The sequence below is a fragment of the Elioraea rosea genome, from assembly GCF_007644105.1.
GTDB classification, from domain to species: domain Bacteria; phylum Pseudomonadota; class Alphaproteobacteria; order Acetobacterales; family Acetobacteraceae; genus Elioraea_A; species Elioraea_A rosea.
The window spans coordinates 52847-77685 of record NZ_VFAC01000011.1 but is presented as its reverse complement, the minus strand read 5'-3'; the positions used below and the strand labels follow the sequence as shown (position 1 = coordinate 77685).

Below are 24839 nucleotides of genomic sequence, written 5' to 3'. Positions count from 1 at the left end.
TTGCCCCGCCGCCCCTCCTCGACCCTGCCGCGGTGCGGCCGGTCGGCCGGGTCAGGCCTGGGAGACGAACTTCACGTTCAGGTAGGCCTCGAGCCCCTCGGTGCCGCCCTCGCTGCCGTGGCCGCTGTCCTTGATGCCGCCGAACGGCGTCTCGGGCATCGAGACGGCGAGGCTGTTCACGCCCACCATGCCCCACTGCAGCGCATCGGCGATCGCCGTCGCACGCTTCTCGTCGTTCGTGAAGGCATAGGCCGCGAGGCCGTAGGCCACGCCGTTGGCACGCTCGACGACCTCTTCGAAGCTCTTGAACGGCACGATCGGCGCGATCGGCCCGAACGGCTCGTCGCTCATCACCTTGGCATCGGGCGGAACGTCGGCCAGCACGGTGGGCTTGTAGAAGAAGCCCTGGTTTGCGGGGCGCTCGCCCCCGGTCGCCACCTTGGCACCCTTCGCCTTGGCGTCCGCCACGAACCCGTCCATCGCCTCGAGGCGGCGGGCATTGGCCATCGGGCCCATCTGCGTCGAAGGGTCGAGCCCGTCGCCAAGCTTCAGGCCCGAGGCGATCTCCGTGAAGGTCGAGAGGAACTTGGCGTACTTGCTCTCGTGCACGAAGAAGCGCGTCGGCGAGATGCAGACCTGGCCGGCGTTGCGGTACTTCCCGCCGGCCGCGATCTTCGCAACCGCCTCGACATCGACATCGTCGAACACGATCACCGGCGCGTGGCCGCCGAGCTCCATCGTCGTGCGCTTCATGCCCTCGGCGGCCATCTTCGTCAGCTGCTTGCCCACCGCGGTTGAGCCGGTGAACGAGATCTTGCGCACCTTCGGGTGGTTGATCAGGTAGGTCGAGACCTCCGACGGCACGCCGAACACGAGGTTCAGCACGCCGGCCGGCAGCCCGGCCTCCTGCAGGCAGCGCGCCATCTCGACGGCGGTGCCAGGCGTCTCCTCCGACGCCTTGAGGATGATCGAGCAGCCCGCGCCGAGCGCGCCGGCGATCTTGCGCATCGGCGTCACGGCCGGGAAGTTCCACGGCGTGAAGGCGGCGACGATGCCTACGGGCTCCTTCAGCACCATCTGCCGCACGCCGCCGACGCGGCCGGGCACGATGCGGCCGTAGGAGCGGCGACCTTCCTCGGCATACCAGTCGAGGATGTCGGCCGCAGTCGCGACCTCGACCTTTGCCTCGGCCAGCACCTTGCCCTGCTCGAGCGTCAGCACCGTCGCGATCGCGTCGAGGCGGGCGCGGATCAGGTCTGCTCCCTTGCGCATGATGCGGCAGCGGTCGTAGGCGTTCATGGCCTTCCAGGTCGCAAAACCCTTCTCGGCCCCGGCGACGGCGGCCTCGAGGTCATGGCCCGAGGCGTGCGGCAGGTCGGCCAGCGATTGCTCCGTCGCGGGGTTGAGCACCGGCTCGGCCGCCGTACCGCTGCCCTTGCCGAACTTGCCGTCGATCAGCATCTCGAGTGTTGCATACATGCGGTATCTCTCCCGTCTCTATGGTCGGTCAGATGGGGCCGGGCGGGCCTGAGGTCGAGTTCAGTCGAGCGTGATGCCCTCGGCGCGCACGACCTGGCCCCAGCTCGCGATCGCGTCCTTCATCCAGGCGGCGAATGGCTCGGGCCCCTCGGCTCGGTTGACCCCGCCGAGTTCCGTCACCTTCGCGGCGATGTCCGGCTGGGCAAGGACGCGGCGGATCGCGTCTGAAAGCGCCGCGACGGTGCCCGCGGGCGTGCCGCCCGTCGTCACGATGCCCTGCCAGGTGCCGCTGTCGACCAGCGTCTTCGGCAGGCCCATCTCGCCGAAGCTCGGCGTGTCGGGCAGGGCGGCGAGGCGCGGCGCGCCGGAGACCGCAAGCCCCTTCATCTGCCCCTGCACGACGAAAGGCTGCGTGGCGGTCGCGCCGTTCAGCAGGACCTGGCACTCGTTCTGCGCCACGGCGCGGATCGCGGCCGCCCCGCCGCGATACGGCACGTAGGACCAGGTGATGCCGAAATGCTTGGCGAAGACGATGGCGGTCAGGTGGTTCGCCGCGCCCACCCCGCTATGGGCCACATTCAGCTTGTCGGGATTCGCCTTCGCGTAAGCAACGAGCTCCGGCACCGTCGCGGCGGGCACGGAGGGATGCACCGCCATGATGTAGGGTGCGAACAGCACCATCGTGACGGGGGCCAGGTCCTTGTTCACATCGAAGGACAGCTTCGAGAACAGGGCTGGCGCCGTGGCCAGGCTGCCGACATCGGTGAGCAGCAGGGTATGCCCGTCAGGCTGGGCCTTGGCGACGAAATCCGCCCCGATATTGCCATTCGCGCCCGGCTTGTTCTCGACCACGACGTTCTGGCCGAGCGCCTCGGTGAGCTTCGGGGCCATGAGCCGCGCGAGAATGTCGCTCGTGCCGCCGGGGGCGAAGGGGACGATGAGCCGGAGCGACCGGTTGAACTGTGCCCTTGCGGGCGGGCCTGCCGCCACGAAGGGAACGGCGGCGATCGCCCCGAGGACGGCGCGGCGTTTCGTCATGGCTTCCTCTGACCCTGCGGTTGGTTTCTTCGCCGGCACGCTAGGCGCCGGCTCCGGCGCCAGCAAGGCCCCTGGCCGGCGCGAGGCATGGGCCGGGCGCTCGGGAGCCGGGCGCGGTGACGGCTTGCAATCGGCGAAGCGCTGCGTATAGTCCGCGGCCTTCGCCGGGGCTCGCGCCCCGGCGGACGGATGCGGGCGTAGCTCAGGGGTAGAGCACAACCTTGCCAAGGTTGGGGTCGAGGGTTCGAATCCCTTCGCCCGCTCCAGTCACCTCAAACAACTCAGTTTCTCTGGCGTAGCCGGCCGCCACGAACCGCAGGTTCTTTGGCATACTTGCGTGCGACCTTGATGGTGCGCGGTCGGAACAAGCGCCCGTTTCTCTCCACAGAGGCGGAGAACTCTCCGAACCTTGAGGCTGGGGCGATTTGGCCAAGAAGGTTCAGCGCGCTGATCGCGAACGGTTTTCGCGGCGCTGGTCGTAACGTCAGTTAATCAAGCGACCGGTTATCCGCTCGACGCCGAGGCCAAATGCTTCGTCACCGAGCCCGACCGTCCGGCTCCGACCAGCCCAAGCCCCCACCTCGGGGCAACACCCGAAGCCCGCGGCGCGACTGGCTCAGCTGGGCGCGAATTCTCCGCACCGACGATGCGCGCCGCTCACCTGGCGCAGCCGTCCGGTCCAGTCGGCCACGTTCGCTGCATGCCCCACAGCACGGCCTCCGGGTTGGCACCGAAATGCTCGGCGCTCATCGCCTTGAGCTTGGCGGCCATGGCGTCGAACTCCGCCTTTGCCGCGAGGAACGCCTCGAGGCTCCGTTGCTGGTTGCCGACGTAGTCTCCATGGCTGAAGGAACTGCCCGCCAATGCGGCCGACGTAGTTCTGTTAGGCGAGGTCCCGATCAGCCTTCCGGCGACGTGCTCGCGGCCGGCGACGAACCTTGGCGCGTTCGTTCCGGGTGCCAAGTTCGGAAAGCGAGCGTTGCTGAGCCAGATGTGGCGCAACGTCGAACCCTCCGAAGGTTTGGCGCCGGTCATCGTCGACCGTCTGTGCAACGTGCTTGTCACGCCCGGCCGTGACGGGATGCAGATCCTGCTGGTCGAGCAGAAGCTTGCAATCGCCGCCTCCGTTTGTCGGACAGCCGCCGTCATGGTGAACGGCAGGATCGGGGCCATGTTCGAAACGGCGGCTCTTGTAGCAGATCAGGACCTCCAGGCGCGCTAACTCGGTATCGCACACCACGCGCATTGAGCGAGAGGCGGACAGGATGATCGAACGGGCTTGGGGATGGTGACCGATGAGCCTGCCAGTGGTTGCCCTGTCGGATCCTGGCGCGGTCGCATGCCGTCCATCGGCCCGAGCGCAAGGACGATCCGTCAGCGCAGCGTCGCGCGACGCCGGCACTGCGTCAGGGTCGGGATTTCCCCAACAATCGCCGGGAGCCAATTGGCGCATGCGCCCGTGCGCCTCTCGCTCAGCCCATCAGCGCTGCGAGCGTGTGCGCCCGACGGCATCCTGCCAGGCGCTGTACAGCGCCTCGCGCGTCGATGCCGGCATGCCGGGAGTGAAGCGACGCTCGGCCCGCCAGCGCTCGGCCCAGGCGCCGGGGTCCGGCGCCAGCCCCGCCTGCAGCCCGGCGAGACAAGCGGCGCCCAGCGCGCTGGTCTCGGTCACCGCCGGGCGGTCTACCGGGCTCCCCAGAATGTCGGCCAGGAACTGCATCGCCCAGGCGTTGGCGGTCATGCCGCCATCCACGCGCAACACGCTGCCGGCCTCGCCATTCCAGTCACGGCGCATCGCCTCGATCAGGTCGCGCGTCTGGAAGCCGACGCTCTCGAGCGCGGCGCGGACCAGTTCATTTCGGTCGGTGGCGCGGGTCAGCCCGTACAGCGCGCCGCGGGCCTCGGCATCCCACCATGGCGCGCCCGCGTGCTGGTGGTGCCCTGGGCGGGCGCCAGGACATGGCTCATCGCATGCGTCTCCTGGAGAAAAAGGCGGCGGCGGGAAGGACGCCTTCCCGCCGGCCCCATCGTCAGGCCCGGTTCAGGTGCGGCGCGGCGGCGTCGCGGGCCAGCTCCGGATCAGGGCGTCGTAGTCGACCGTCTGGCCCTGGGGCTTCTCGTTGGCGAGCTTGCGCTGCGGCGCGATGTTGCCGTCGCGCTCGCTCTGTGCGAACCAGTCGTTGGCAGTGCGGCGGGGGTTCAGCTTCGGCCCGCATTCACCCTGCACGTTGGCGCGCTCAAGCCGCTCCAGCACGCTGTCCTGCGCGGCGGCCAGCGCGTTCATCGCCTCCTGCGCGCTCTTCGCGCCGGAGCTCGCATCGCCGATGTTCTGCCACCAGAGCTGCGCCAGCCTCGGATAGTCAGGCACGTTCGCCCCCGTCGGCGTCCACTGCACACGCGCTGGGCTGCGGTAGAACTCGATCAGGCCGCCCAGGTTCTTGGCGCGCTCGGTGAAGCTCGGGTGCCAGATGTCGCTCTCGCGGATGAAGGTGAGCCCGACATGGCTCTTCTTCAGCGAGGTGCTCTTGGCCACCGTGAACTGGGCGTAGAGCCAGGCGGCACGGCGCCGATCGAGCGGCGTGGACTTGAGGAACGTCCACGAGCCGGCGTCCTGGTAGCCTAGCTTCATGCCCTCGCGCCAGTACGAGCCCTTCGGGCTCGGCGCCATGCGCCAGCGCGGCGTGCCGTCGGCGTTCACCACCGGCAGGCCGGGCTTGACCATGTCGGCGGTGAAGGCCGTGTACCAGAAGATCTGCTGCGCGATCGCCCCCTGCGCCGGCACCGGCCCTGCCTCGCCGAAGGTCATGCCCGCGGCCTGCGGCGGCGCGTACTTGCGCAGCCACTCGACATACTTCTCGACCGCGTAGACGGCCGCCGGGCCGTTGGTGTCGCCGCCGCGCTCGACCGATGAGCCGACGGGGCGGCAGCCCTCCATGCGGATGCCCCATTCATCGACCGGCTTACCGTTGGGAATGCCGCGGTCGCCGTTGCCCGCCATGGAGAGCCAGGCATCGGTGAAGCGCCAGCCGAGGCTGGGGTCCTTCTTGCCGTAGTCCATGTGGCCATAGACGCGCACGCCATCGATCTCGCGCACCGTGTTGGTGAAGAACTCCGCGATGTCCTCGTACGCGCTCCAGTTCAGCGGCACGCCGAGCTCGTAGTTGAACTGGCGGCGGAACGCCTCCTTGATTGCGGGGCGGTTGAACCAGTCGTAACGGAACCAGTACAGGTTCGCGAACTGCTGGTCGGGCAGCTGGTAGAGCTTGCCGTCGGGCGCGGTGCCGAAACTGCGGCCGATGAAGTCCTCGACATCCAGCGTCGGCAGCGTCTGGTCCTTCATCTCGCCGGCCATCGCGTCGCTGAGCGCCACGGTCTGGTTGTAGCGATAGTGCGTGCCGATCAGGTCGGAATCGTTGATCCAGCCGTCATAGACGTTGCGGCCGGACTGCATCTGGGTCTGCAGCTTCTCCACCACGTCGCCTTCCTGGATCAGGTCGTGGCGGATCCGCATGCCGGTGATCTCGTTGAAGGCCTGCACCATGGTGCGTGCCTCGTACTCGTGCGTGGTGATGGTCTCGCTCACCACGTTGATCTCCTGGCCGCGATAGGGGCGCGAGGCGGCGATGAACCAATCCATCTCCTGCATTGCCTGCTCGCGCGACAGCGTGCTCGGCTGGAACTCGTTCTCGACCCAGCGGCGCGCGACACCCTCCTGCGCCAGGGCACTGCCGATCCCCTGCACGAACGGGGTGGCCAGAAGGGCGCTGCCGGCAAGCAGCGCCGTACGCCTTGGAAGTTTCTGAGACATGGTCTTTTCCTCGCTCTCTCGTTGGGGGGCCGGTCTGGTGCCGGCGTCTTCAGGCTCCTGATTCAGGCCCACCGGAACAGGATGGCGGCCCACAGGACGGCGATCGCCGAGGCCGGGCGCAGATCGTCGCCGACGAGGCCCAGCCAGGCGAGATGGATGAAGGCGGCCGACAGAAGGGACAGGAACAGTCGGTCGCCCCGAGTGGTGGTGATGCCGAGCATGCCAGGCCGTGCCGTTTCCGGACGGAGCGCGGCCAGCACCGTCATGACCAGCAGCGTCGCGGCGATGGCGGCGAAGAAGGTCGCGGTCTGCCAGGTCCAGCCCATCCAGTCGAGGTTCATAGCCGCGCTCCCTAGACCCGGCCGAGCGCGAAGCCGCGCGCGATGTGGTTGCGCACGAACCAGATGACGATCGCACCCGGAACGATCGTCAGCACGCCGGCAGCCGCCAGCAGCCCCCAGTCCATGCCGGCGGCGGAGACGGTGCGGGTCATCGTCGCGACGATCGGCTTTGCATCGACCGTGGTCAGAGTGCGCGCCAGCAGCAGTTCGACCCAGCTGAACATGAAGCAGAAGAACGCCGTCACGCCGATGCCGTTGGCGATCAAGGGGCAGAAGATTTTGACGAAGAAGACCGGGAAACTGTAGCCGTCGAGTGCGGCGGTCTCGTCGATCTCCTTCGGGACGCTGCTCATGAAGCCCTCGAGGATCCAGACCGCGAGCGGCACGTTGAACAGGCAATGCGCCAGCGCCACCGCCCAGGGCGTATCGAACAGCCCGACTGCCGAATAGAGCTGGAAGAACGGCAGCGCGAACACCGCGGGCGGCGCCATGCGGTTGGTCAGCAGCCAGAAGAACAGGTGCTTGTCGCCCAGGAACCGGTAGCGGCTGAACGCATAGGCCGCGGGCAGCGCGAAACCCAGCGACAGCAGCACGTTCACGGTGACGAACTTCAGGCTGTTGATGTAGCCGGAATACCAGCTAGCGTCGGTGAAGATGCGCTTGTAGTTGGCCAACGTGGGGCTGTGCGGCCACAGCGTCAGCCCGGTCGTGATCTCGGCATTCGTCTTGAAGCTCATCGCGACGAGCCAATAGGTCGGCAGAAGCAGGAACAGCAGATAGAGACCTAGCACCCACCGCCCGCCCGTCATGCCACGCATCAGCCATTCTCCCTGGCGTCGGCGCGCGTCATGACGGTGTAGAACACCCAGCAGATCGCCAGGATGATCAGGTTGTAGACGATCGACAACGCGGCGGCCTTGCCCAGGTCGAACTGCCCGAGCGCGGTCTTGACCAGGTCGATCGAGATGAAGGTGGTGCTGTTGCCGGGCCCTCCGCCGGTGACCACGAAGGGCTCGGTGTAGATCATGAAACTGTCCATGAAGCGCAGCAGCACCGCGATCAGCAGCACGCGCTTCATCTTCGGCAGCTGGATGTTGCGGAAGATCGAGAAGCCCTTTGCGCCGTCGATGCGTGCTGCCTGGTAGTAGGCATCGGGGATGCTGCGCAGCCCTGCATAGGCCAGCAGCGCGACGAGGCTCGTCCAGTGCCAGACATCCATGAGCACGATGGTGACCCAGGCGGAGAGCGGGTCCTGGGTGTAGTTGTACGGCACGCCCAGCCGGTTCACCGCGGCCCCGAACATGCCGATATCGGGACGCGCGAACACCTGCCAAATGGTGCCGACCACGTTCCAGGGGATCAGCAGCGGCATCGCCATCAGCACCAGCGTCGCCGAGACCTTCCAGCCAGACCGCGGCATGGCCAGTGCCACCGCGATGCCCAGCGGCACCTCGATCACCAGAGCCAGGAAACTGAACAGGAGATTGCGCCACAGCGCGTCGAAGAAGCGTCCACCCAGGTCGGTCGTGGGGTCGAGCAGCTCCTTGTACCAGCCGATGCCGTTCCAGAAGAACTGGTTGTTGCCGAACGTGTCCTGCACCGAATAGTTGACCACCGTCATCAGCGGGATCAACGCGCTGAAGGCGACGATGCCGACCACCGGCAGCACGAGGAACCAGGCGCGATCGTTGCGGGGACGCTGCATCAGGCGGCCTCCCTCGCCGGTTCGAGGGGGACGACGCGCCGGCTGTCAGCATAGAGGTGCAGGTGCGCCGGCGGCAGCAGCACCGAGGCGGCATCTCCATCGGGTACGACACCGTCAGGCACGGTCGCCACGAACGGGTTCCCGGCCAGCATGCAGCGCGCCAGCCGCACCCGGCCCAGGTCCTCGATGCGGCGGACCGAAACCGGCACGCCTGCACCGGCCCGCGCGAGGCTCGCGAATTCCGGACGGATGCCGAGTTCGAGCCGCCCTGCCGTCGTACCGTAGTCGGCGCCCAGCGGCACGGCGTGGCCGTCGACCCAGGCAAGCCGCCCAGCAACCTCGCAGGGCAGGAAATTCATACCGGGCGAGCCGATGAAATGGCCGACGAAGACATGCTCCGGGCGGGAGAAGAGCTCATCCGGCGTGCCGACCTGCACGACCTCGCCAGCGTTCATGACGACGACCTGGTCAGCGAAGGTCAGCGCCTCGGTCTGGTCGTGCGTAACATAGATCATCGTGACGTCGATGCGGCGATGCAGCGCCTTGAGCTTGCCGCGCAACTCCCATTTCAGATGCGGGTCGATCACGGTCAGCGGCTCGTCGAACAGGATCGCGGCGACGTCGCTGCGCACGAGGCCGCGCCCAAGCGAGATCTTCTGCTTGGCATCCGCCGTCAGGTTGCGGGCCGGTCGGTCGAGCACAGCGACCATGTCCAGGAGTTCGGCGATCTCGGCGACACGGCGGGTGATCTCGGGCTCGGGCACGCCACGGTTCTTCAGCGGGAACGCGAAGTTCTGGCGAACCGTCATGGTGTCATACACGACCGGGAACTGGAACACCTGGGCGATGTTCCGTGCCTCGGTCGGCAATGTGGTGACGTCCCGGTCGTCGAAGCGCACGCGCCCTTCGCTCGGATGGATCAGGCCGGAGATGATGTTGAGCAGCGTGGTCTTGCCGCATCCCGACGGCCCGAGCAACGCATAGGCGCCGCCCTGCGCCCAGACGAGATCCATCGGCTGCAACGCATACGGCCCGCCGGGCCGATAGGCGTGTGCGAGCCGCTCGAGGCTGATGCGCGCCATCAGCCCGCTCCTCGCGCTGCGGCGCTGGGGGCGACCAGCAATCGTCCGTCGGCGCCGAAAGCGAACAGTCGGCGCGGGTCGAGCCAGACCAGAATGTGGCTGTCGGGCTCGTGGCGGTGCACGCCCGGCACCTGCACCACGCGGTCACGCCCATCGGGAAACGTGACATGCACAAAACTCTCCGAGCCGGAAATCTCCGCCACCCGCACCCGCCCGGCAAGCGCCACAGCCCCGGGCACGGCCTCGAGCCTGATTTCGTGTGCGCGCGCGGCAAGCGTCAGGGGGCCGTCCGGCAGCGGCGGTAAGCTGCTGGCCTCGAGATCCTCGCCGGTAGCGAGCCTGATGGCGCCGTTGGCCTTGATCGCGGCGAACTGGTTGATCGGTGGGTCGGAGAAGGCGCCGGCGGTTACCAGGTCGAGCGGCTGTCGATAGACCTCGGAGGCTGGGCCGAGCTGGGTCACCTGCCCCTGGTGCATGGTGGCGACACCGCCGCCGAACATCAGCGCCTCGGCCGGCTCGGTGCTGGCATAGACGAACACCGCGCCACTGGCCTCGAACACACGCGGCAGTTCCTCGCGCATTTCCTCGCGCAGCTTGTAGTCGAGATTCGCCAGCGGCTCGTCCATCAGTACGAGGTCGGCATCCTTGACCAGCGCGCGCGCGATCGCAGTGCGCTGCTGCTGCCCGCCCGAAAGCTCGCGCGGGGTCCGGTCGAGGAACGGCTCAAGCCGCAAGAGCCGTGCGGCGGTCTTCACCTTGTCCACGATCGCGCCGCGCGACAGGCCGGCGACGCGCAGCGGCGAAGCGATGTTCTCGAACACAGACAGCGTCGGGTAGTTGATGAACTGCTGGTAGACCATCGCAACGCGCCGGCGACGGACCGGCATAGCGGTGACATCGACGCCGTCGAGCAGCACACGCCCTGCATCGGGGCGATCGAGCCCGGCCATCAGGCGCAGCAGCGTGGTCTTGCCCGACAGGGTCGGGCCCAGCAACACGGTCAGGCTGCCGCGCGCGAGCGACAGGCTGGTGGGGTGCAGGTGCACGACGCCACCGACGCTGAGCGCGATGTTCTCGAGCACGAGCGCCATGGCTACTCAGCCGCTCGCATGCCGCTGCCGGCCGGTGCGCCCATGAAGCGGGCGAGCGCCGCCATCTCGGCCTCGGTGGCGACGAGGCCGCGCTTGGTGCGCCGCCACAGGATGTCGGCAGGTGCGCGCGCCCATTCCTGCTCGATCATCCAGCGCACTTCGCGCGCGGTGAGGTCGGCGGCGAGCGGCGGCTCTGGGCCGGATGCTCCCTCAAGCACGACGAAGGCACGGGTGCCGTACTGGCGCGCCAGGCGCCGCGCCGTGCGGTCCGCGAGCCAGGGATGGGCGGCAAGCAGCCGCTGCGCCAGCGCCGCCGCGCCATCGTGCGGAAAATCGCCGCCCGGCAGCGACGCGTTCGCCGTCCAGGGGCCTCGCATCTGCAGGTGCGGCGCGAGACGCAGCAGTGCCGACTCGGCGAGGCGGCGGAAGGTTGTGATCTTGCCGCCGAACACCGACAGCAGGGGTGGCCCACCGGCCGGCGCATCGAGTTCGAGCACATAGTCGCGGGTGGCTTCCTGAGCCTTCGAGGCGCCGTCGTCGTACAACGGCCGGACGCCGGCATAGGCCCACACCACGTCGGACGGCGTGACCGGCCGGCGCAGATAGGCGCTGACCGACTCGCACAGGTAGCCCGTTTCCTCGGCGCTGATCTCGACGCTGCCGGCATCGCCCGTGAAGTCGCGGTCGGTGGTGCCGATCAGCGTGAACGCGTCCTCGTAGGGTATGGCGAAGCAGATCCGCTCGTCGGAATTCTGGAAGATATAGCACTGCGGGCCGTCCCACAGGCGGCGCACCACGATGTGGCTGCCCTTGACCAGCCGTACCTTCGACGGTGCGTTGACGCCGACGGCGTGCGCGAGGAAGTCAGCGACCCAGGGACCTGTGGCATTGACCAGCGCGCGCGCCGAGACCTCGCCCGCGCCCTCGCCGGCCAGCGACAGGTGCCACAGGGCGCCGACGCGCTGTGCTGCCGTGCAGCGCGTCCGCACGCGCACATCGGCTCCCCGGTCGGCTGCGTCGCGCGCGTTCAGCACCACTAGCCGCGCATCCTCGACCCAGCAGTCGGAATACTCGAAGCCGCGGGCGAACTCGTCTCGCAGCGGCACGCCCACCGCATCGCTGCGCAGCGCCACGCTTCGCGTTCCAGGCAGGATCCTTCGCCCGCCGAGATGATCGTACAGGAACAGGCCGAGCCGGATCATCCACCACGGGCGAAGGCCTGCATGATGGGGCAGCACGAAACGCAGCGGCCAGATGATGTGCGGCGCGGCGCGCAGCAGCACCTCGCGTTCAAGGAGCGCCTCGCGCACCAGCCGGAACTCGAAATGCTCGAGGTAGCGCAAGCCCCCGTGTACCAGCTTGGTCGAGGCCGAGGAGGTTGCGCCGGCAAGGTCGCCCTGCTCGACGAGCAGCACCGAGAGTCCGCGCCCTGCGGCATCGCGCGCGATGCCGGCACCGTTCACGCCACCGCCGATGATGGCAAGATCGAACGTGTTGTCGGGGGGTGACAGATCGTTTCTCCCGGCTGCGCCGCCCTTGTCCAATGAGGGGCAACATTGACCGAGCGAGCGTGACGAAGCTCAAATGAAACTGCAAGGAAAAAATCCGCGCGTGGATCGCGGCCAAAATCTTTCGAATCAACGCAAATGAGTTTCGTTTTCCGCGAGCGGCGGTTCGTTCCCCATCGCCTCGTCTTCGCTGGCCGCACCCCGCGGCCCCTGCCCGGCGGCGACGACCAGCTCCACGCCTGCCTCGGCGCAGGCCTGGGCGAAGCGGTCGGGAGGCCGTGCATCGGTGACCACCGCGGCGAGCTGCGCGACATGGGCGATCCGCACCGGTGCGCTGCGGGCGAACTTCAGCGCATCGACCACCAGGATCACCTTGCGCGCGTTGGCGATGATGCGCTGGGTCACCCGCACCTCGCGATAGTCGAAGTCGAGCAGCGTTCCATCCTCGTCGATCGCGCTCGCGCCGATCACCGCGAGATCGACCTTGAACTGTGAGACCATGTCCATCGTCGCTTCGCCGACGATCCCACCATCGGCACGGCGGACCAGGCCGCCGGCGACCACCACCTCGATTTCCGGGCTGGGCAGCAGGATCGAGACGACGTGCAGGTTGTTGGTGATCACCAGGAGGCCGCGGCGGCCGGTGATGGCGCGGGCGAACTCCTCGGTGGTGGTTCCGATGTTGATGAAGAGGCTCGATCCATCGGGCACGAGACGGGCGGCGGCGGCGGCAATGCGCTTCTTCTCGTCCGCCGCCAGGGCACGGCGGGCGGCGTAGGCCATGTTCTCGGTGCCTGACGCCAGCATCGCGCCGCCATGGACACGCGACAGAAGCCGTGCCTCGCAAAGCTCGTTCAGGTCCTTGCGGATGGTCTGAGGCGAGACCGCGAACTTCTCGGCGAGCGCATCGACCGAGACGCGCCCTGCGACGCGCACCAGGGCCATGATCTGATCTTGCCGGGCGGAGAGGGTGAACATGCCGCGCAGTCAAGCGCCGTCGGCGGGCTGGGTGCAAGATGGGGCGCTGTGATAACGCGCGATTTCTGGAAGACCCTAAAGCCCGCACGGTCGCAGGCGCTGGCCATGGCTGTGCCTCTTGCCGGTCGTCCCGATGGCTTCACAAGGGGCGCTTGACGGTGGGGTGGTTGCCCAAAGGCGCAGGATCGTGCTGCCCGCAAGGGCAAGGCTCGCCGCTCAGAGACTTTTCCCTCCCCGGCTCACTTCCCTGCTCCAGTCACCTCATTCGACTCAGCCTCTCCGACGTGGCCGGCCGCCGAGAACCGCCCGGTCTTTCGGCTTTTCGCACGCGAACTTGATGGTGCGCGAGCGCAACGGCCGCCCATTTCTCTCCTCGGAGGCGGAAAACTCTCCGAACCTTGAGGGTGGAGTGATTTGGCCAACAAGGTTCAACGTATTGATCACAAACAGTTTTCGTCGCCGTAGACGCGAAATGAGTTAATCAAGCGACCGCTCCTCCGCTCAGCACTGGGGTCGAACGCGCGATCGCAGCCCCGAAGCTCCTGCGTGACGGTCAGATGCCAGCGCCCTCCTGTACGCGCTCTCGGCTGTGTTACCGTTCCGCCATGCGAGCCGACGACGATTTGAGGCAGACCGCCAGTCCTGAGGCCCAAGGGGTAGCGCATCAGCGCCCCGCCTTACTCCCCCTCCTGCCGAGATCCCAGCCAGCATCGCCGAGGACCTGGAAGCCGCGGTGGCCCGCTTCCGCGCGGTGGCGTCGACACTTGGGTGAGAGGTTATAGGTCGTGATGTTTACGGAACGTTCGACAATCGTTGGCGTCACATGACGAATAGTACGCCAGCTGCCGGGCCGACCGGTGTAAGCCCCGCCGCGACGGGTCCAGCTGGTGCACGCTTCGAGGCCGAAGTTGCCGCTCACTACCTGCTGACGATGCTTGCGGAGGCGGATCCGCGGGGGCTTCCAGGCATCACCATTGAACGCGTTGAACTGCAGCGTGCCGGTGAGGGGCATCCCTTAGACGACGTGATTGTCCACGGCGTAACCCCTGCCGGTGACGCAGCAGACTCGGAGGTGCAGGCTAAGCGTACCATTACGTTTGCCCCAGCAGACTCCGTATTCAAGGACGTTGTGGGTCAGATCGCGAAGGCCTTCCAGACGGTCGATCTATCGCACGAAAGGCGCCAATTTGCGGTCGCTACTGCGAGGAGCTCGTTCAAGATCAACGGCTCCTATCAGGATGTCTTGCGTTGGGCTCGAGAGCTCGAGTCCACCTCAGGTGGGTATCGGACAGGGGTCATCGCCGGGTCTCCGGGTCACGGAGCCTGACCGCCGGGCCCCTACGAGCCCAAGCCCCCGTCACGGGGCAACGCGCGAGGCGTGCGGGCGCCTGGCTCAGCCGGGCGCGAATTCTCCGCGCCGGTGGTAGGCGTCGGTCGCGTCGCGAAGGCGCCGGGTCCTGCCGGCCAGGTTCGCCGAATTGCCCCATAGCACCGCCTCCGGGTGGGCGCCGAAATGATCAGCGCTTGTTGCCTGCAACTCGGCAACCAGCGCATCGAACTCGGCCTGAGCTGTGAGAAACGCCTCCAGGCTGCGCTGCTGGTTCGCCGCCACCCTCTCCGCCCGATCAGCCCGCATCGCTCTATCCGTCCTCTACACTTCCCCCACGTCACTCGGTGCAGCGCCGAAGCGAAGCGAAAAAGCGAGCAAGGACATTGCGATGGTCGCAGGACAACGATCCGAGTGTGATCCATCATCCTGGTGCCGTCAGATCTCGACACTGCGGCATCGTCCGCCGCTGGGATGACCCGGAGCGGCGCTCGGTCCTCGTGCGCAGCGGCATGCACAGAACGCCACTCGCGACGGAGGCTGTGGCAGACGACACAGTGCGCGACGCGCCGGTCGCCGCTGCCGTAGCCATGGAGCCATCTGCCGAGCCCCCACCGCCGCCCGACGCGCTCGTTCCGCTCTCCCTCTTGCCCGAGCGCCTCAACACAGCGGGCGTCTGGGAGGCGATCGTCGCGCTCGTGTTCGATCCCGCCAACCGCTCCGCGCTCGCCGACCGGGTCATGGTGCAGCAAAGCATCGCGCCCAACGATCCCGTCGCGCGGGCGCTCATCAGTGCCGCAAGGGCACATCCGGAGGCCGTGTTGGCAGCGATCTAGCGCGCAAGAAAAGTGAAGGAGGCCTAGCAAACTTAGTTGATCGTTGCGCCTGAGACTTCGACAACACGCTTCCACTTCTCTAGCTCGCGCATGTGAAACGCCTGCGCTTCCGCCGGCGTTCCGCCGGCCGGGAGCGCTCCGGCCTGCGCGAGGCGCTGGCGCACGTCATCGCGCTTCAGGGCTACGTCGATCTCCGAGGCGAAGCGCTCGAGCACGGCCTGTGGCGTGCCTGTCGGCGCGGCGAGTACGACCCACGATCCAAGATCGAACCCGGGCACGGCTTTCTCGCCGATCGCAGGAACGTCGGGCAGTCCTGGCCAGCGCTGGCCGGAGGTGACGCCGAGGATTCTGATCTGGTCACCGCCCATGTAGCTGAGCCAGGTGGGAAGGCCATCGATCACCATCTGCACGGTACCGGCAACGAGCGCCTGCGCCGCAGGTCCGCCACCGCGGAACGGTACATGTTCAAGCTGGATCCCGGCCTGGCTCCGGAACATCTCGGTGATCAGGTGACCGGTCGAGGCATTCCCGCTCGACCCGTAGTTCAGCTTCCCGGGTTCGCGCTTCGCAAGCGCGATGAACTCCTCGATGGTCTTGGCCGGCACACCGGGATGCACGACGAGGACCTGCGGAAAACTCGCGACGTGCGACACGGCGATGAAGTCGCGCCGAACGTCATAGGGCAGCCGCTGGAACATGTGGGGGTTGATGGCGAGCGTGCCCGGAGAGCCGACGAGGAACGTGTATCCGTCCGGCCCTGCGCGAGCGACAACCTCCGTCCCGATGTTTCCGCTGCCACCCGTGCGGTTCTCGACCACCATGTTCTGTCCGACCCGTTCGGCGACCGCCGCGCCAACGATGCGGATGACGACATCCGCCGCCCCCCCCGCCGCAAAGGGCAGCACGAGCCGCACTGGCCGATCGGGCCAAGTCGACTGCGCCTGCGCTTGGCTCGGCATCGGCACGAGCCACGCGGTCGTCAGCGCTGCGAGCCCTGCGGCAAGCATCCTTCGGTTCATCGTCTCTACTCCTCCCATCAGAGGCACCCATCGGCCTGCCACCCGTGCGGCAGGACGTGTCGTGGCCTAGCCGAACGTCCGGTCAGAGACCGGAAGATCCGTCACGAACATGTGGCCTGGGGCATGCGTGATCATCTCAGGGATCGCGCTGGCGAGCGCGGCCGCCTGAGCGGTGATGCCACAGGCCCAGAAGGCAGGAACCGTCCCAGGCGAAGGCTCCGGCTTGCGGCCCCAGTCGATCTCTGCGAGATCGGCGATACCGACGCGGCCGGGGTCGCCAACGTGTACCGGCCCGCCATGACACAGCGGAAACCGCGACGTCAGCTCTATCACGCGAAGCAGCTGCGCCTCCGGAACGGGCCGGTAGCTCAGCACAACCGGCCCGCGGAATACACCCGCCTCGCGCGCCGGAAGGCTCGAGCGGTACTGCGCTGGAAAGGCATCCTCGCGCACGAGATGGGGAAAGCGGATCCCTGCCTCAAGCAGCACCTGGTCGATCGACAGGTTGCAGCCGGTCAGGAAGGCAACGTGGTCGTCGCGCCATAGGGGGCGCAGGTCGCTCACCCGTTCGACCAGCTGCCCGTCGCGATAGACGCAGAAGGCAGGAATGTCCGTGCGGAGATCGGCCTCCGGCGCAGCCAGCGTGGGGTGCGGATAGCCGGGGTCGGTGACGTCGAGAAGCGGCAGCGAGCGGGGGTTGCGATGGCAGAAGCGCATGAAGTCGAACGCGTAGCGCTCGGGCAGGATCGTGACATTCGCCTGGTGGTAGCCGAGCGCAAGCCGCTTGGTATTGCCTGTCCAGCGGCGCTCCCTGATGGCGGCCCGCACGGCTGCAGGCGCGGCGTGCGCGAGCGCCTCGCGCTGCAGGGTCGGAAGATCGGCCACGCTCATCCGCACAGCTCGACGATCGCGTGCGCCACGGTCCGCGACGTCGTCATGAGCTCCGTGACATGGACACGCTCGTCCGGTGCGGGCCATTCGGGATATCGCTTGATGTCACCTGGCCCGAACTGCACGGACGGAATGCCAGCCGCCTGCAGCACGTTGCCGTCCCCGAAATTGCCGATTCGCTCGACACCGCCGACCTGGGGCTCCTTGCCCGTCGCGTGGCGGTAGCCGTGGATCATCGCAGCGACCAGCGGGTGATCGTCCTCCAGCGCGGTCGGTTCCATGTAGAACGGATCGTTCGCACCGTTGGCGGGGATGATGATCTCGCAGTCAAGCGCCGGGTGCTGAGCCTTCAGGCGCTCGACCACCGCAGTGACATCCTCGATGACCCCCTGCAGCGTCATTCCGGGCACGGTCCTGATCTGGAAGATGAGGTCAGACGAGGTGCCGTAGTGGTCCTTGGAGACGGCGTCGTAGCGGATCATGGGGAAGCCAGGAAGTTGCGGGTGCGGCCTGTGGCGCGCCCAGCCATTGTGCGGCAGCGGCGTCAAGCTCGGGCCGAAGGCGCCGATCAGGAGGGCATGCTGCTCGAGCGGGTTGAAGTACCCTGCCCGCGCCTCCTCGGTGAAGCGGAAGAACAGGCCTGGCGTCTTGGTACGCAGCCTGACGCGGACCGAGCCCACGATGACGGATCCGATCGTGTTCGCCGAGTGCTCGAGATTGATGCAGTAGTCGGCCTTCACACCGTTCTTCACGAGGGTCCGCGTTCCCGTTCCGCCGACCTTGTGCGCAGCGACGGGACAGAACAGCACGTCCCCCTTGAGCGGAACGCCAGCGCGTTGGATGGCGAGGATCGCCTCGAACGCGGCAGCGAGGCCGCCTTTGTCGTCCTGCGCGCCAAGCCCCCAGATCCACCCGTCCTCGTAATGCGCGCTGTGCGGATCGACCGTCCATCCCGGCATCAGCACGTTCACGTCGAGGTGGCCGTTGATCATCACCGTCGGCCCGCCACCTGTTCCCTTCAGCAGACCGATTGACTGGCGCGTCAAGCGCCCCTCCTGCAGCGGATGATGGACGTCCATCTCCGTCACCGAGAAGCCGGCCTCGTGCATGCGCTCAGCCATGAACGCACCGACCTTCGCTTCCTCGAAGTGCTGGCTCGGGATCGCAATCATCTGCCGAAGGAGCGCAACCATCGCGTCCTGGTCGATGGCGTCGCGCGCCCGTGCAGACATTGCAGCTTGATCCATCTTCGTCCCCTTGACCGACATCGAAACGGGATGTTCAGTCATCCGAGCCGCCTTGTGAAGAGCGGCCGGGAGCACTGGGCAAGGAGATCTCCTATGCGACACGTCATGATGGCTGCCCTCGCAGTCAGCCTCGTTGCGTACTCGTCAGGAGACGTGGTGGCGCAGACCGCGCCATTCCCAACGCAGCCGCTTCGCATCATCGTGCCGTTCGCTCCGGGAGGCGCTCCGGACATCGTTGCGCGACTGCTTGCCGAGCATGCCTCGCCGCAGCTGGGGCAACCGGTTCAAGTGGAGAACCGCACCGGTGCCGGCGGCAACATCGGGATGCAGGCAGGCGCACGTGCGACGCCCGACGGCCACACGATCCTGATGTGCACGCTCGGCTGCGCGTCCAACGTCTTCCTGATCGACAATCTCGGCTGGGATCCGCGGACCGACATCCGTCCTGTCATCATGGCGGGTATCGTCCCAAACGTCCTGGTCATCGGTCAGAGCATCCAGGCCACATCCGTCCAGGAGTTCCTGGCGCTGGCACGCTCGAAGCCGGGACAACTCACCATGGCCTCCTCTGGCGTAGGCTCGGCATCGCATCTCGCAGGCGAAATGTTCAAGGCCCTAGCCGACGTGCGCATCGAGCACGTGCCATACAGAGGTTCGACTGCAGCGCTGCCAGACATCATCGCAGGTCGCGTAGACTCAATGATCGTCAGCGTGCCGGAGGCGCTGCCGCACATCCAAGGCGGCCGCCTGAGGGCACTCGGCGTCAGTTCGCAGAGCCGCTCGACCGCGATGCCGAATGTGCCGACAATCGCTGAGTCAGGTGTCCCTGGCTACGGAGCGGTCGCCTGGTCGGCCCTCGTCGTGCCGGCGGCAACACCGGATGCGGCGACGATGAAGCTGAACGAGGCATTCGGAACAGCGCTGCAGGCTCCGGCCGTGCGCGAGAAGTTTGCAGAACTCAGCATTCAACCCGTCGGCGGCACACCTGAAGAGCTCCGCCGCTTCATGGACAGCGAGATGGACGCATGGGGCAGGCTTATCAGAGAGCGAGGGATCAAAGCAAATTAGGTCAGTTGACGTCATTTCTTGCCAGACGCGTACCAGTATCACTACAGGTGGGTGCTTCTAGGGTTTTATGGTGCGTTCTTTTCCGCAGCACCAAAGGACGCGTTGGGGGCTAAATTCTTCGTCGGAGCGCCCGCACGACGGCAGCGGTCAGTCGAGCGTTGAGCATAGTCAACCCAGTCTTAGGGCCTCAGCGAAACGCTACAGGATCAATCCGAAGACCGTGGCCAAGTGGGAGAAGCGCGAAACCGGTGTCACCCACCCACCCGGTCCCAGGGAGCCGAGTTCCACTGTCGTGTTGGTCGAGGGTGAAGTCATCTTCGTCGCATGATCCTCCCTCCTCCGCCGTTGGTCCGAACGAACACATGTCCCGGACCAACCAAAGGGGCGACGGTCAAGTGTCACGATCAGTCCATTGCATCATCAGGTGGGCGTCTGGGCGACCCGGAGGGGCTGACCTATCGGCGGCATAACGGCGAGCGCAAGCTTGCGATGTCTCTCCGAAAGGCGCAGTAGCCGCCGCCTGCGTGGGGCGCGAACGCGATGCCCCTAGCCTCGCGATCTTGACTGGGGCTCGATCGTACCCCTCCGGCACCTCGAGGGACACACGACGGGCTCGGCAGAGGCTCCGACCAACCTGAACCGGGCGTGACGAGCCGAAGGCGTTCGGGGCCCTCTCAGCGGCGTCGCTCGATGATGTTCCGCTCAACTGCACGCGCCCAGGCGCGGCCAATAGTCGCGCTGCCTGCGGCAATGATGTCTTGCTCACGGAAGCGCGTGAACCGGCCGTCCTCGACGAGCACCTCGCCAGCAACCATCACGAAGCCAGTATCCCGCCCGCTGCCGTTCCAGACAAGAGTCGTCACTGGATCATGCACCGGCTGCACGTGTGCGCCATCGAGACGATAAGCGACGAGGTCAGCCTGCGCGCCGGGTGCGATTCTGCCTAGATCATCGCGGCCGATCACCTCTGCAGCCCCCTCGGTGACTGCAGTGATCAGCTCCCACGCGTTGGCTGCTCCTTGCCGCTTGCTGTCGTACTTGCTGTTTATCGATGCCAGCCGAACGTCGGCCAACAGGTCGTGCGCATGCGCATCTGTTCCGATCAGCGCCGTGACGCCCTCGGCGGTAAAGCGGCTGCGCGCAGCAAGCGTGCCGAGCCTCGCGTATGCGAGCGGACAATGCGCAACGGCCACGCCGCGTGCGGCCATGAGGCGAAGATCTTCGGGGGATGCGAAGACACAGTGTGCGGCAATCAGCCCGGGCTGAAGCAGTCCGAGCCGGTCGAGATACACGACCGACGACATGCCGAAGCGATCGGTGATGAGCGCGATCTCCTCAGGACTTTGGGCGAGATGCACCGTCACGGCCGCGTTCATGGCATCACGAGTGCGGGCGATGCCACGCAGCAATGATGGCGTGCAGTGGTTCGGCGCCAAAGGCCCAAGGCCGACACGAACGCGGCCGGAACTGCCCTGGTCGAAACGAGCATGCCACCGATGGAACGTCGCAAGCACGTGCTCGACGCCGGAGTCTGCGCCGTCGTTCCACGCCCATGATGCTCCCGTCGGCGAGGCGAGGAATGGGTGGACGTAGGCGCGCAGCCCGATCTCACGTACCGCGAGGCCGAATCCGTCATGGCCTGCGCGCGGCATGTCGATGATCATTGTGGTTCCTGACTTCAGCACTTCAAGTTGCCCGAGTGCCGCGATCTTTCGGATATCGTCCTCGTCGCAGAGTTCGGTGACGATCTCTCCGAGGGGGATCATCACGCGGTCGATCAGCTGGCCCTGGCTCTCGTACTGCCTGTCCTCCATCACGCCGCGGAAGAGCGGCCCGCTCACGCAATGGCTGTGCGCGTTGATGAGGCCGGGCATCAGCAGCGACTCGCCGAGATCCCGCATGAGCGGGGGCTGTGGCTGATCCGGCGAGAGAATGGCAGCGATGGTGCTACCGTCGATGACGACCGTCGCGTCATCAAGGATTGCCGGCTGCCGGCCGTCGTGGGCGAGAACCCATTTGGCCCGCAGGCCATGCACTTGTATCACGAGGATGCCTCCTTCGAACACCTCATCGGGCAGCACCAGCGGCTTGGCTCGGGCGGCCGAAGAGGAGGTCCAGCCGCGCAAGGCCACGTGGCGCGAACAGGACGACGAGGACGATCAGGACACCGAACGCGAGCATCCGATGGTCGCCTGCCATCCGCAGCCCCTCGGCCGAAACAGTGAGGACGAGGGAGCCGATCAGGGGGCCTTGCAGGGTCCCGATGCCGCCGACGAGCGTGATCGCCGTCATCTGGACCATCAGCGCGATGCCGAGCGCCGACGTCGGTGTCAACACGAGCACGAAATGAGCGTAGACAGCACCAACCGCGCCCGCGAGGAAGGCGCTGATCGTCAGCGTGAAAAGCTTGTAGCGGGTGAGGCTTACGCCCAGGCTCTCGGCTGCGACTTGCGAATCGCGGATCGCTTGGATGATCAGGCCGGTCCTCGAGCGGACGAGCCAGCCGAGGAAAGCGAGGCTGGCAGCGAGGCAGCTCCAGATGAGCACGAAGGTCGAGGCGCGGTCGGCTGGCCCGAACGAGACGAGCCCCAGGCCCGGAACCGACAATGGCGTGAAAGGCGGGATGCCGGCGAGGCCGAGCTCGCCACGCGTGAGGTCCACTAGGTTCGAGCAGAGGATTCGCACGATCTCGGCGAAGGCCAGCGTGACGATGGCCAGGTGCGGCAATGAGCGGATACGGAGCAGCGGCAAGCAGACGAGCGCCCCGACCACGGCAGCCGCCACCGCGCCGAACCACATCGTCACCCATGGCGAGAGGCCACCATGCATCGCCGACAGCGCCGAGACGTAGGCACCGATGCCGAAGAAGGCCTGGTGCCCGAATGTCTTGAGCCCTGCATAGCCGACGGCGAGATTCCAACTCGAAGCAAATATCGCCCAGATCATCGCCAGGCTGAGGACCTGCAGCACATACGCATCGCGCGTTATCAGCGGAACGAGGCCGAGCAAAGCGACGCCCGACCACAGGCGTGGACTTGCACGCAACCACGCCGGAAGGAGCCTCATGGGCATCACGCCTCGCGTATGCGTTGGCCGAACAGGCCCTGAGGCCGGAGCCAGATGACGATGATCAGCACAGTCAATGCGACCGCCTCGCGCCATTCGGAGGAGAATGCCGCGACACCGAGTGCCTCGATGATTCCGAGCAGGTATCCGCCGATCACGGCACCCGGGAGGCTGCCGAGGCCTCCGAGGACGACGACCACGAACGCCTTGAGGATTGGCGGCACACCCATCCAGGGGTTGATGGCAATGATCGGCGCGAGAATGATGCCCGCGAGCGCTGCCAGCATGGCTGCGATTCCGAACGTCGCTGCGTGGATCGCCGGCGTGTTAATCCCGCAGGCCGACGCGGCCTCGGGGTCGGATGCGACGGCGCGGATGGCCATGCCAAAGCGCGTGAAGCGCAGCAGCGTCACGAGGCCGGCAACGACGATGATAACCGCGAGGAGGATGAGCACCCGCTGCGCCGGAAGCCGGACGCCTGCGACATGCACGATCCCTTCGACGAAATAGGGGAGGGATTGGAAGCGCTCGCCCCACGTCATGAGCGCGATGTCCTGGAGCACGATCGAGACGCCAAGCGTCGCTGCAATCGTGCTGAAGTCCCATCCACGTTGGCGCATCAGCGGTGCCACTGTGACGCGATGGACGAGCACCGCAGCAAGGAATACGCCGAGCAACGCCACGGCAATGGCCGGTGCCAGCGGCAGCTCCAGCAGCTCGAATGCGGTCAGCGCGAAGAACGCCCCGAGCATGAAGAACTCGCCATGGGCGAAGTTCAGCACACGCATGGTGCCCCAGATCAGTGAAAGGCCAGTGGCCATCAACGCGTACATGCTACCGGCGATGAGGCCGTTGAGGACCTGCTCCCACAGGAACATCGGGGTCATCATGCCGCACCGCCTTGGGCCACGTGGGTGCCGAAGTACACGCGCTGAACGATATCTCCGGCGCCGATCTCGGCGGAGGGACCGGCCGCAATCAGCCGCCCCCCTTCGAGCAGGACGGCCCTGTCGGACATCGCAAGCGACTTGCGAACGTTCTGCTCGTTGAAGACGATCGTCATGCCGGCCCTGCCGAGGGACATGATGATCGCTTCGACCTCATTCACCGCCTTGGGCGACAGGCCAAGGAAAGGCTCGTCGAGGAGCAGCAGCGACGGCTCCGCCATCAGGCCGCGCGCGATCGCGATGAGCTGTTGCTGTCCCCCGCTGAGGTCTCCCGCCCGTTTGCCGAGGAGCGCGTCGACACCGGGGACGAGCGAGACCACCTCACGCAGCCGTTCATCGCGACGGACGCGGGGCAGCAGATAGCCGCCGAGCAGGAGGTTCTCCCGGGCCGTCATGCCGGTAAAGAGCCGCCGACGCTCGAGAATGAGACTCATCCCGAGGCCGACACGCCGCGCCGCTGGAAGCCTCGAGATGTCCTGGCCGCGGTACAGCACGCGGCCGCGTACAGGGACGAGCCCCGCCATCGCCTTCAGCACCGTGCTCTTGCCGGCCCCGTTGGGGCCAAGCACGCAGGCCGTCGTTCCCTCCGGGACATCGAGGCTCACATCCCAGAGCACCTGGAACGCTCCGTAGAAGACGCTGACGTTTTCAAGCCGCAGCATCGTGCTCGCCAAGATAGAGCGCGCGCACGTCCCGCCGGGCCGCTACCTCTCCGGCTGGCCCTTCGGCGATCTTTCGCCCCTGGTGCATGAAAACGAGCCGCGTCGCGAGCTCCTGGATGACAGTCATGTTGTGCTCGATGATCACGAGGCTCACTCCCGTCTGGCCGATCCGGCGCACGACGTCGATGAGGCCGGGAACGCTTGCCTGGTCGACTCCGCCTGTCACCTCGTCGAGCAACAGCACGGAGGGGGAAGTGGAGAGGGCGCGGGCGAGTTCCAGGCGCTTCCTCTGCCCCGTGCTCAGCTGCGATCCAGCCCTCGCGGCGGCGTGAGAGAGGCCGACGTGCTCTATCAGCTCGATGGCCAGACGCTCGGCGGCTGCCCAGGTCTCGCCACGTACTAGCGCACCAACGAGCACGTTCTCGAACACCGTCAGATCATCAAAGGGGAGAGTGACCTGGAATGTGCGTGCGAGGCCGCTCCGGCATCGCCGGTCGGCGCTCCATGACGTGATGTCGGCGCCCCTGAGGAGCACCTGTCCGCCGGTGGGCTGCAGGCTTCCCGCAAGCAGATTGAACAACGTGGTCTTGCCGGCGCCGTTGGGCCCGATGATGCCGACTGCCTCGCCCCGGCCGACAGTGAGGTCCATCGCATCGACCGCGTGAACGCCACCGAACACCTTGGACAACCCCCGCGCCTCGAGCGCGGGGGCGTCCTCTCCCGAATTGGCTGCCACGTCGGTGCCG

Annotated in this window: 23 protein-coding genes, 1 tRNA gene and 1 pseudogene; 3 read left to right on the top strand and 22 right to left on the bottom strand. The window is 66.8% G+C overall.

Going from position 1 to position 24839, the window contains the following annotated elements:
• Nucleotides 1–51 precede the first annotated feature (51 nt).
• Entirely contained in the window at nt 52–1479 is a 1428-nt protein-coding gene (locus tag FIF60_RS09495) for an NAD-dependent succinate-semialdehyde dehydrogenase (RefSeq protein WP_144185831.1), read from the bottom strand.
• Nucleotides 1480–1539: 60 nt separating this feature from the next.
• The gene (locus FIF60_RS09490; protein WP_144185830.1) at nt 1540–2517 is read right to left on the bottom strand and encodes a Bug family tripartite tricarboxylate transporter substrate binding protein; all 978 of its coding nucleotides are present in this window, start codon (nt 2515–2517) and stop codon (nt 1540–1542) included.
• Nucleotides 2518–2708: 191 nt separating this feature from the next.
• Here FIF60_RS09490 and FIF60_RS09485 point away from each other — a divergent pair.
• Nucleotides 2709–2783 (top strand) — tRNA-Gly (locus tag FIF60_RS09485).
• A gap of 391 nt (nt 2784–3174) precedes the next feature.
• Here the strand turns inward: FIF60_RS09485 and FIF60_RS09480 are convergent.
• The 12 genes and pseudogenes from FIF60_RS09480 to FIF60_RS09425 form a co-directional block, all read right to left on the bottom strand.
• Nucleotides 3175–3690: a hypothetical protein gene (locus tag FIF60_RS09480; RefSeq protein ID WP_144185829.1), complete on the bottom strand. Its 516-nt coding sequence runs from the start codon at nt 3688–3690 to the stop codon at nt 3175–3177.
• A gap of 307 nt (nt 3691–3997) precedes the next feature.
• Nucleotides 3998–4429: pseudogene (locus FIF60_RS09475) on the bottom strand (FGGY-family carbohydrate kinase); the annotation flags it as partial.
• A 129-nt stretch (nt 4430–4558) separates the two neighbouring features.
• Nucleotides 4559–6325, bottom strand: a complete 1767-nt coding sequence (locus FIF60_RS09470) for an ABC transporter substrate-binding protein (protein WP_144185827.1) — start codon at nt 6323–6325, stop codon at nt 4559–4561.
• Nucleotides 6326–6387: 62 nt separating this feature from the next.
• On the bottom strand, nt 6388–6666 hold the full coding sequence (locus FIF60_RS09465) for a DUF2160 domain-containing protein (RefSeq protein WP_144185826.1): 279 nt from the start codon (nt 6664–6666) through the stop codon (nt 6388–6390).
• 11 nt (nt 6667–6677) lie between these two features.
• Nucleotides 6678–7484 carry a carbohydrate ABC transporter permease gene (locus FIF60_RS09460; protein WP_144185825.1) on the bottom strand — a complete coding sequence of 269 codons (807 nt, stop codon included), beginning with the start codon at nt 7482–7484 and terminating at the stop codon, nt 6678–6680.
• Nucleotides 7484–8371, bottom strand: a complete 888-nt coding sequence (locus FIF60_RS09455) for a carbohydrate ABC transporter permease (protein WP_144185824.1) — start codon at nt 8369–8371, stop codon at nt 7484–7486. Before FIF60_RS09455 ends, FIF60_RS09460 begins: the two co-directional genes overlap by 1 nt.
• On the bottom strand, nt 8371–9453 hold the full coding sequence (locus tag FIF60_RS09450) for an ABC transporter ATP-binding protein (RefSeq protein ID WP_144185823.1): 1083 nt from the start codon (nt 9451–9453) through the stop codon (nt 8371–8373). Before FIF60_RS09450 ends, FIF60_RS09455 begins: the two co-directional genes overlap by 1 nt.
• Complete coding sequence (locus FIF60_RS09445; protein WP_144185822.1) at nt 9453–10544, bottom strand: ABC transporter ATP-binding protein; 1092 nt, start codon at nt 10542–10544, stop codon at nt 9453–9455. The genes FIF60_RS09450 and FIF60_RS09445 overlap by 1 nt, the downstream gene beginning before the upstream one ends.
• A 2-nt stretch (nt 10545–10546) precedes the next feature.
• Nucleotides 10547–12088 (bottom strand): glycerol-3-phosphate dehydrogenase, encoded by a 1542-nt coding sequence (gene glpD, locus FIF60_RS09440; RefSeq protein ID WP_239451571.1) that lies wholly within the window; start codon nt 12086–12088, stop codon nt 10547–10549.
• 93 nt (nt 12089–12181) lie between these two features.
• Entirely contained in the window at nt 12182–13030 is an 849-nt protein-coding gene (locus FIF60_RS09435; RefSeq protein WP_144185821.1) for a DeoR/GlpR family DNA-binding transcription regulator, read from the bottom strand.
• A 664-nt stretch (nt 13031–13694) separates the two neighbouring features.
• The gene (locus FIF60_RS21560; RefSeq protein WP_158639148.1) at nt 13695–14042 is read right to left on the bottom strand and encodes a hypothetical protein; all 348 of its coding nucleotides are present in this window, start codon (nt 14040–14042) and stop codon (nt 13695–13697) included.
• A 381-nt stretch (nt 14043–14423) separates the two neighbouring features.
• Nucleotides 14424–14666 (bottom strand): hypothetical protein, encoded by a 243-nt coding sequence (locus tag FIF60_RS09425; protein ID WP_144185820.1) that lies wholly within the window; start codon nt 14664–14666, stop codon nt 14424–14426.
• A 233-nt stretch (nt 14667–14899) separates the two neighbouring features.
• Here FIF60_RS09425 and FIF60_RS09420 point away from each other — a divergent pair, with 233 nt between their 5' ends.
• Entirely contained in the window at nt 14900–15193 is a 294-nt protein-coding gene (locus FIF60_RS09420; protein ID WP_144185819.1) for a hypothetical protein, read from the top strand.
• Between the two features lie 32 nt (nt 15194–15225).
• Here the strand turns inward: FIF60_RS09420 and FIF60_RS09415 are convergent, their stop codons facing one another.
• The 3 genes from FIF60_RS09415 to FIF60_RS09405 form a co-directional block, all read right to left on the bottom strand.
• Nucleotides 15226–16212 carry a Bug family tripartite tricarboxylate transporter substrate binding protein gene (locus tag FIF60_RS09415; RefSeq protein ID WP_158639147.1) on the bottom strand — a complete coding sequence of 329 codons (987 nt, stop codon included), beginning with the start codon at nt 16210–16212 and terminating at the stop codon, nt 15226–15228.
• A gap of 66 nt (nt 16213–16278) precedes the next feature.
• Nucleotides 16279–17103 (bottom strand): D-glutamate cyclase family protein, encoded by an 825-nt coding sequence (locus FIF60_RS09410; protein ID WP_144185817.1) that lies wholly within the window; start codon nt 17101–17103, stop codon nt 16279–16281.
• Nucleotides 17100–18335 (bottom strand): M20 family metallopeptidase, encoded by a 1236-nt coding sequence (locus FIF60_RS09405; RefSeq protein WP_158639146.1) that lies wholly within the window; start codon nt 18333–18335, stop codon nt 17100–17102. The genes FIF60_RS09410 and FIF60_RS09405 overlap by 4 nt, the downstream gene beginning before the upstream one ends.
• Nucleotides 18336–18443: 108 nt before the next feature.
• Between FIF60_RS09405 and FIF60_RS09400 the strand changes: the two genes are divergently transcribed.
• Nucleotides 18444–19418, top strand: a complete 975-nt coding sequence (locus FIF60_RS09400; RefSeq protein WP_158639145.1) for a Bug family tripartite tricarboxylate transporter substrate binding protein — start codon at nt 18444–18446, stop codon at nt 19416–19418.
• 674 nt (nt 19419–20092) lie between these two features.
• Here FIF60_RS09400 and FIF60_RS09395 read toward each other — a convergent pair.
• Genes FIF60_RS09395 through FIF60_RS09375 form a run of 5 tightly spaced genes read right to left on the bottom strand, consistent with a single transcriptional unit; the run spans nt 20093 to nt 24772 of the window.
• Entirely contained in the window at nt 20093–21499 is a 1407-nt protein-coding gene (locus tag FIF60_RS09395) for an amidohydrolase family protein (protein ID WP_144185814.1), read from the bottom strand.
• Nucleotides 21486–22484 carry a branched-chain amino acid ABC transporter permease gene (locus FIF60_RS09390; protein ID WP_158639144.1) on the bottom strand — a complete coding sequence of 333 codons (999 nt, stop codon included), beginning with the start codon at nt 22482–22484 and terminating at the stop codon, nt 21486–21488. The genes FIF60_RS09395 and FIF60_RS09390 overlap by 14 nt, the downstream gene beginning before the upstream one ends.
• A 5-nt stretch (nt 22485–22489) precedes the next feature.
• On the bottom strand, nt 22490–23374 hold the full coding sequence (locus FIF60_RS09385) for a branched-chain amino acid ABC transporter permease (protein WP_144185812.1): 885 nt from the start codon (nt 23372–23374) through the stop codon (nt 22490–22492).
• Nucleotides 23371–24105: an ABC transporter ATP-binding protein gene (locus tag FIF60_RS09380; protein WP_144185811.1), complete on the bottom strand. Its 735-nt coding sequence runs from the start codon at nt 24103–24105 to the stop codon at nt 23371–23373. The genes FIF60_RS09385 and FIF60_RS09380 overlap by 4 nt, the downstream gene beginning before the upstream one ends.
• Nucleotides 24080–24772, bottom strand: a complete 693-nt coding sequence (locus tag FIF60_RS09375) for an ABC transporter ATP-binding protein (protein ID WP_239451573.1) — start codon at nt 24770–24772, stop codon at nt 24080–24082. The genes FIF60_RS09380 and FIF60_RS09375 overlap by 26 nt, the downstream gene beginning before the upstream one ends.
• Nucleotides 24773–24839 lie beyond the last annotated feature (67 nt).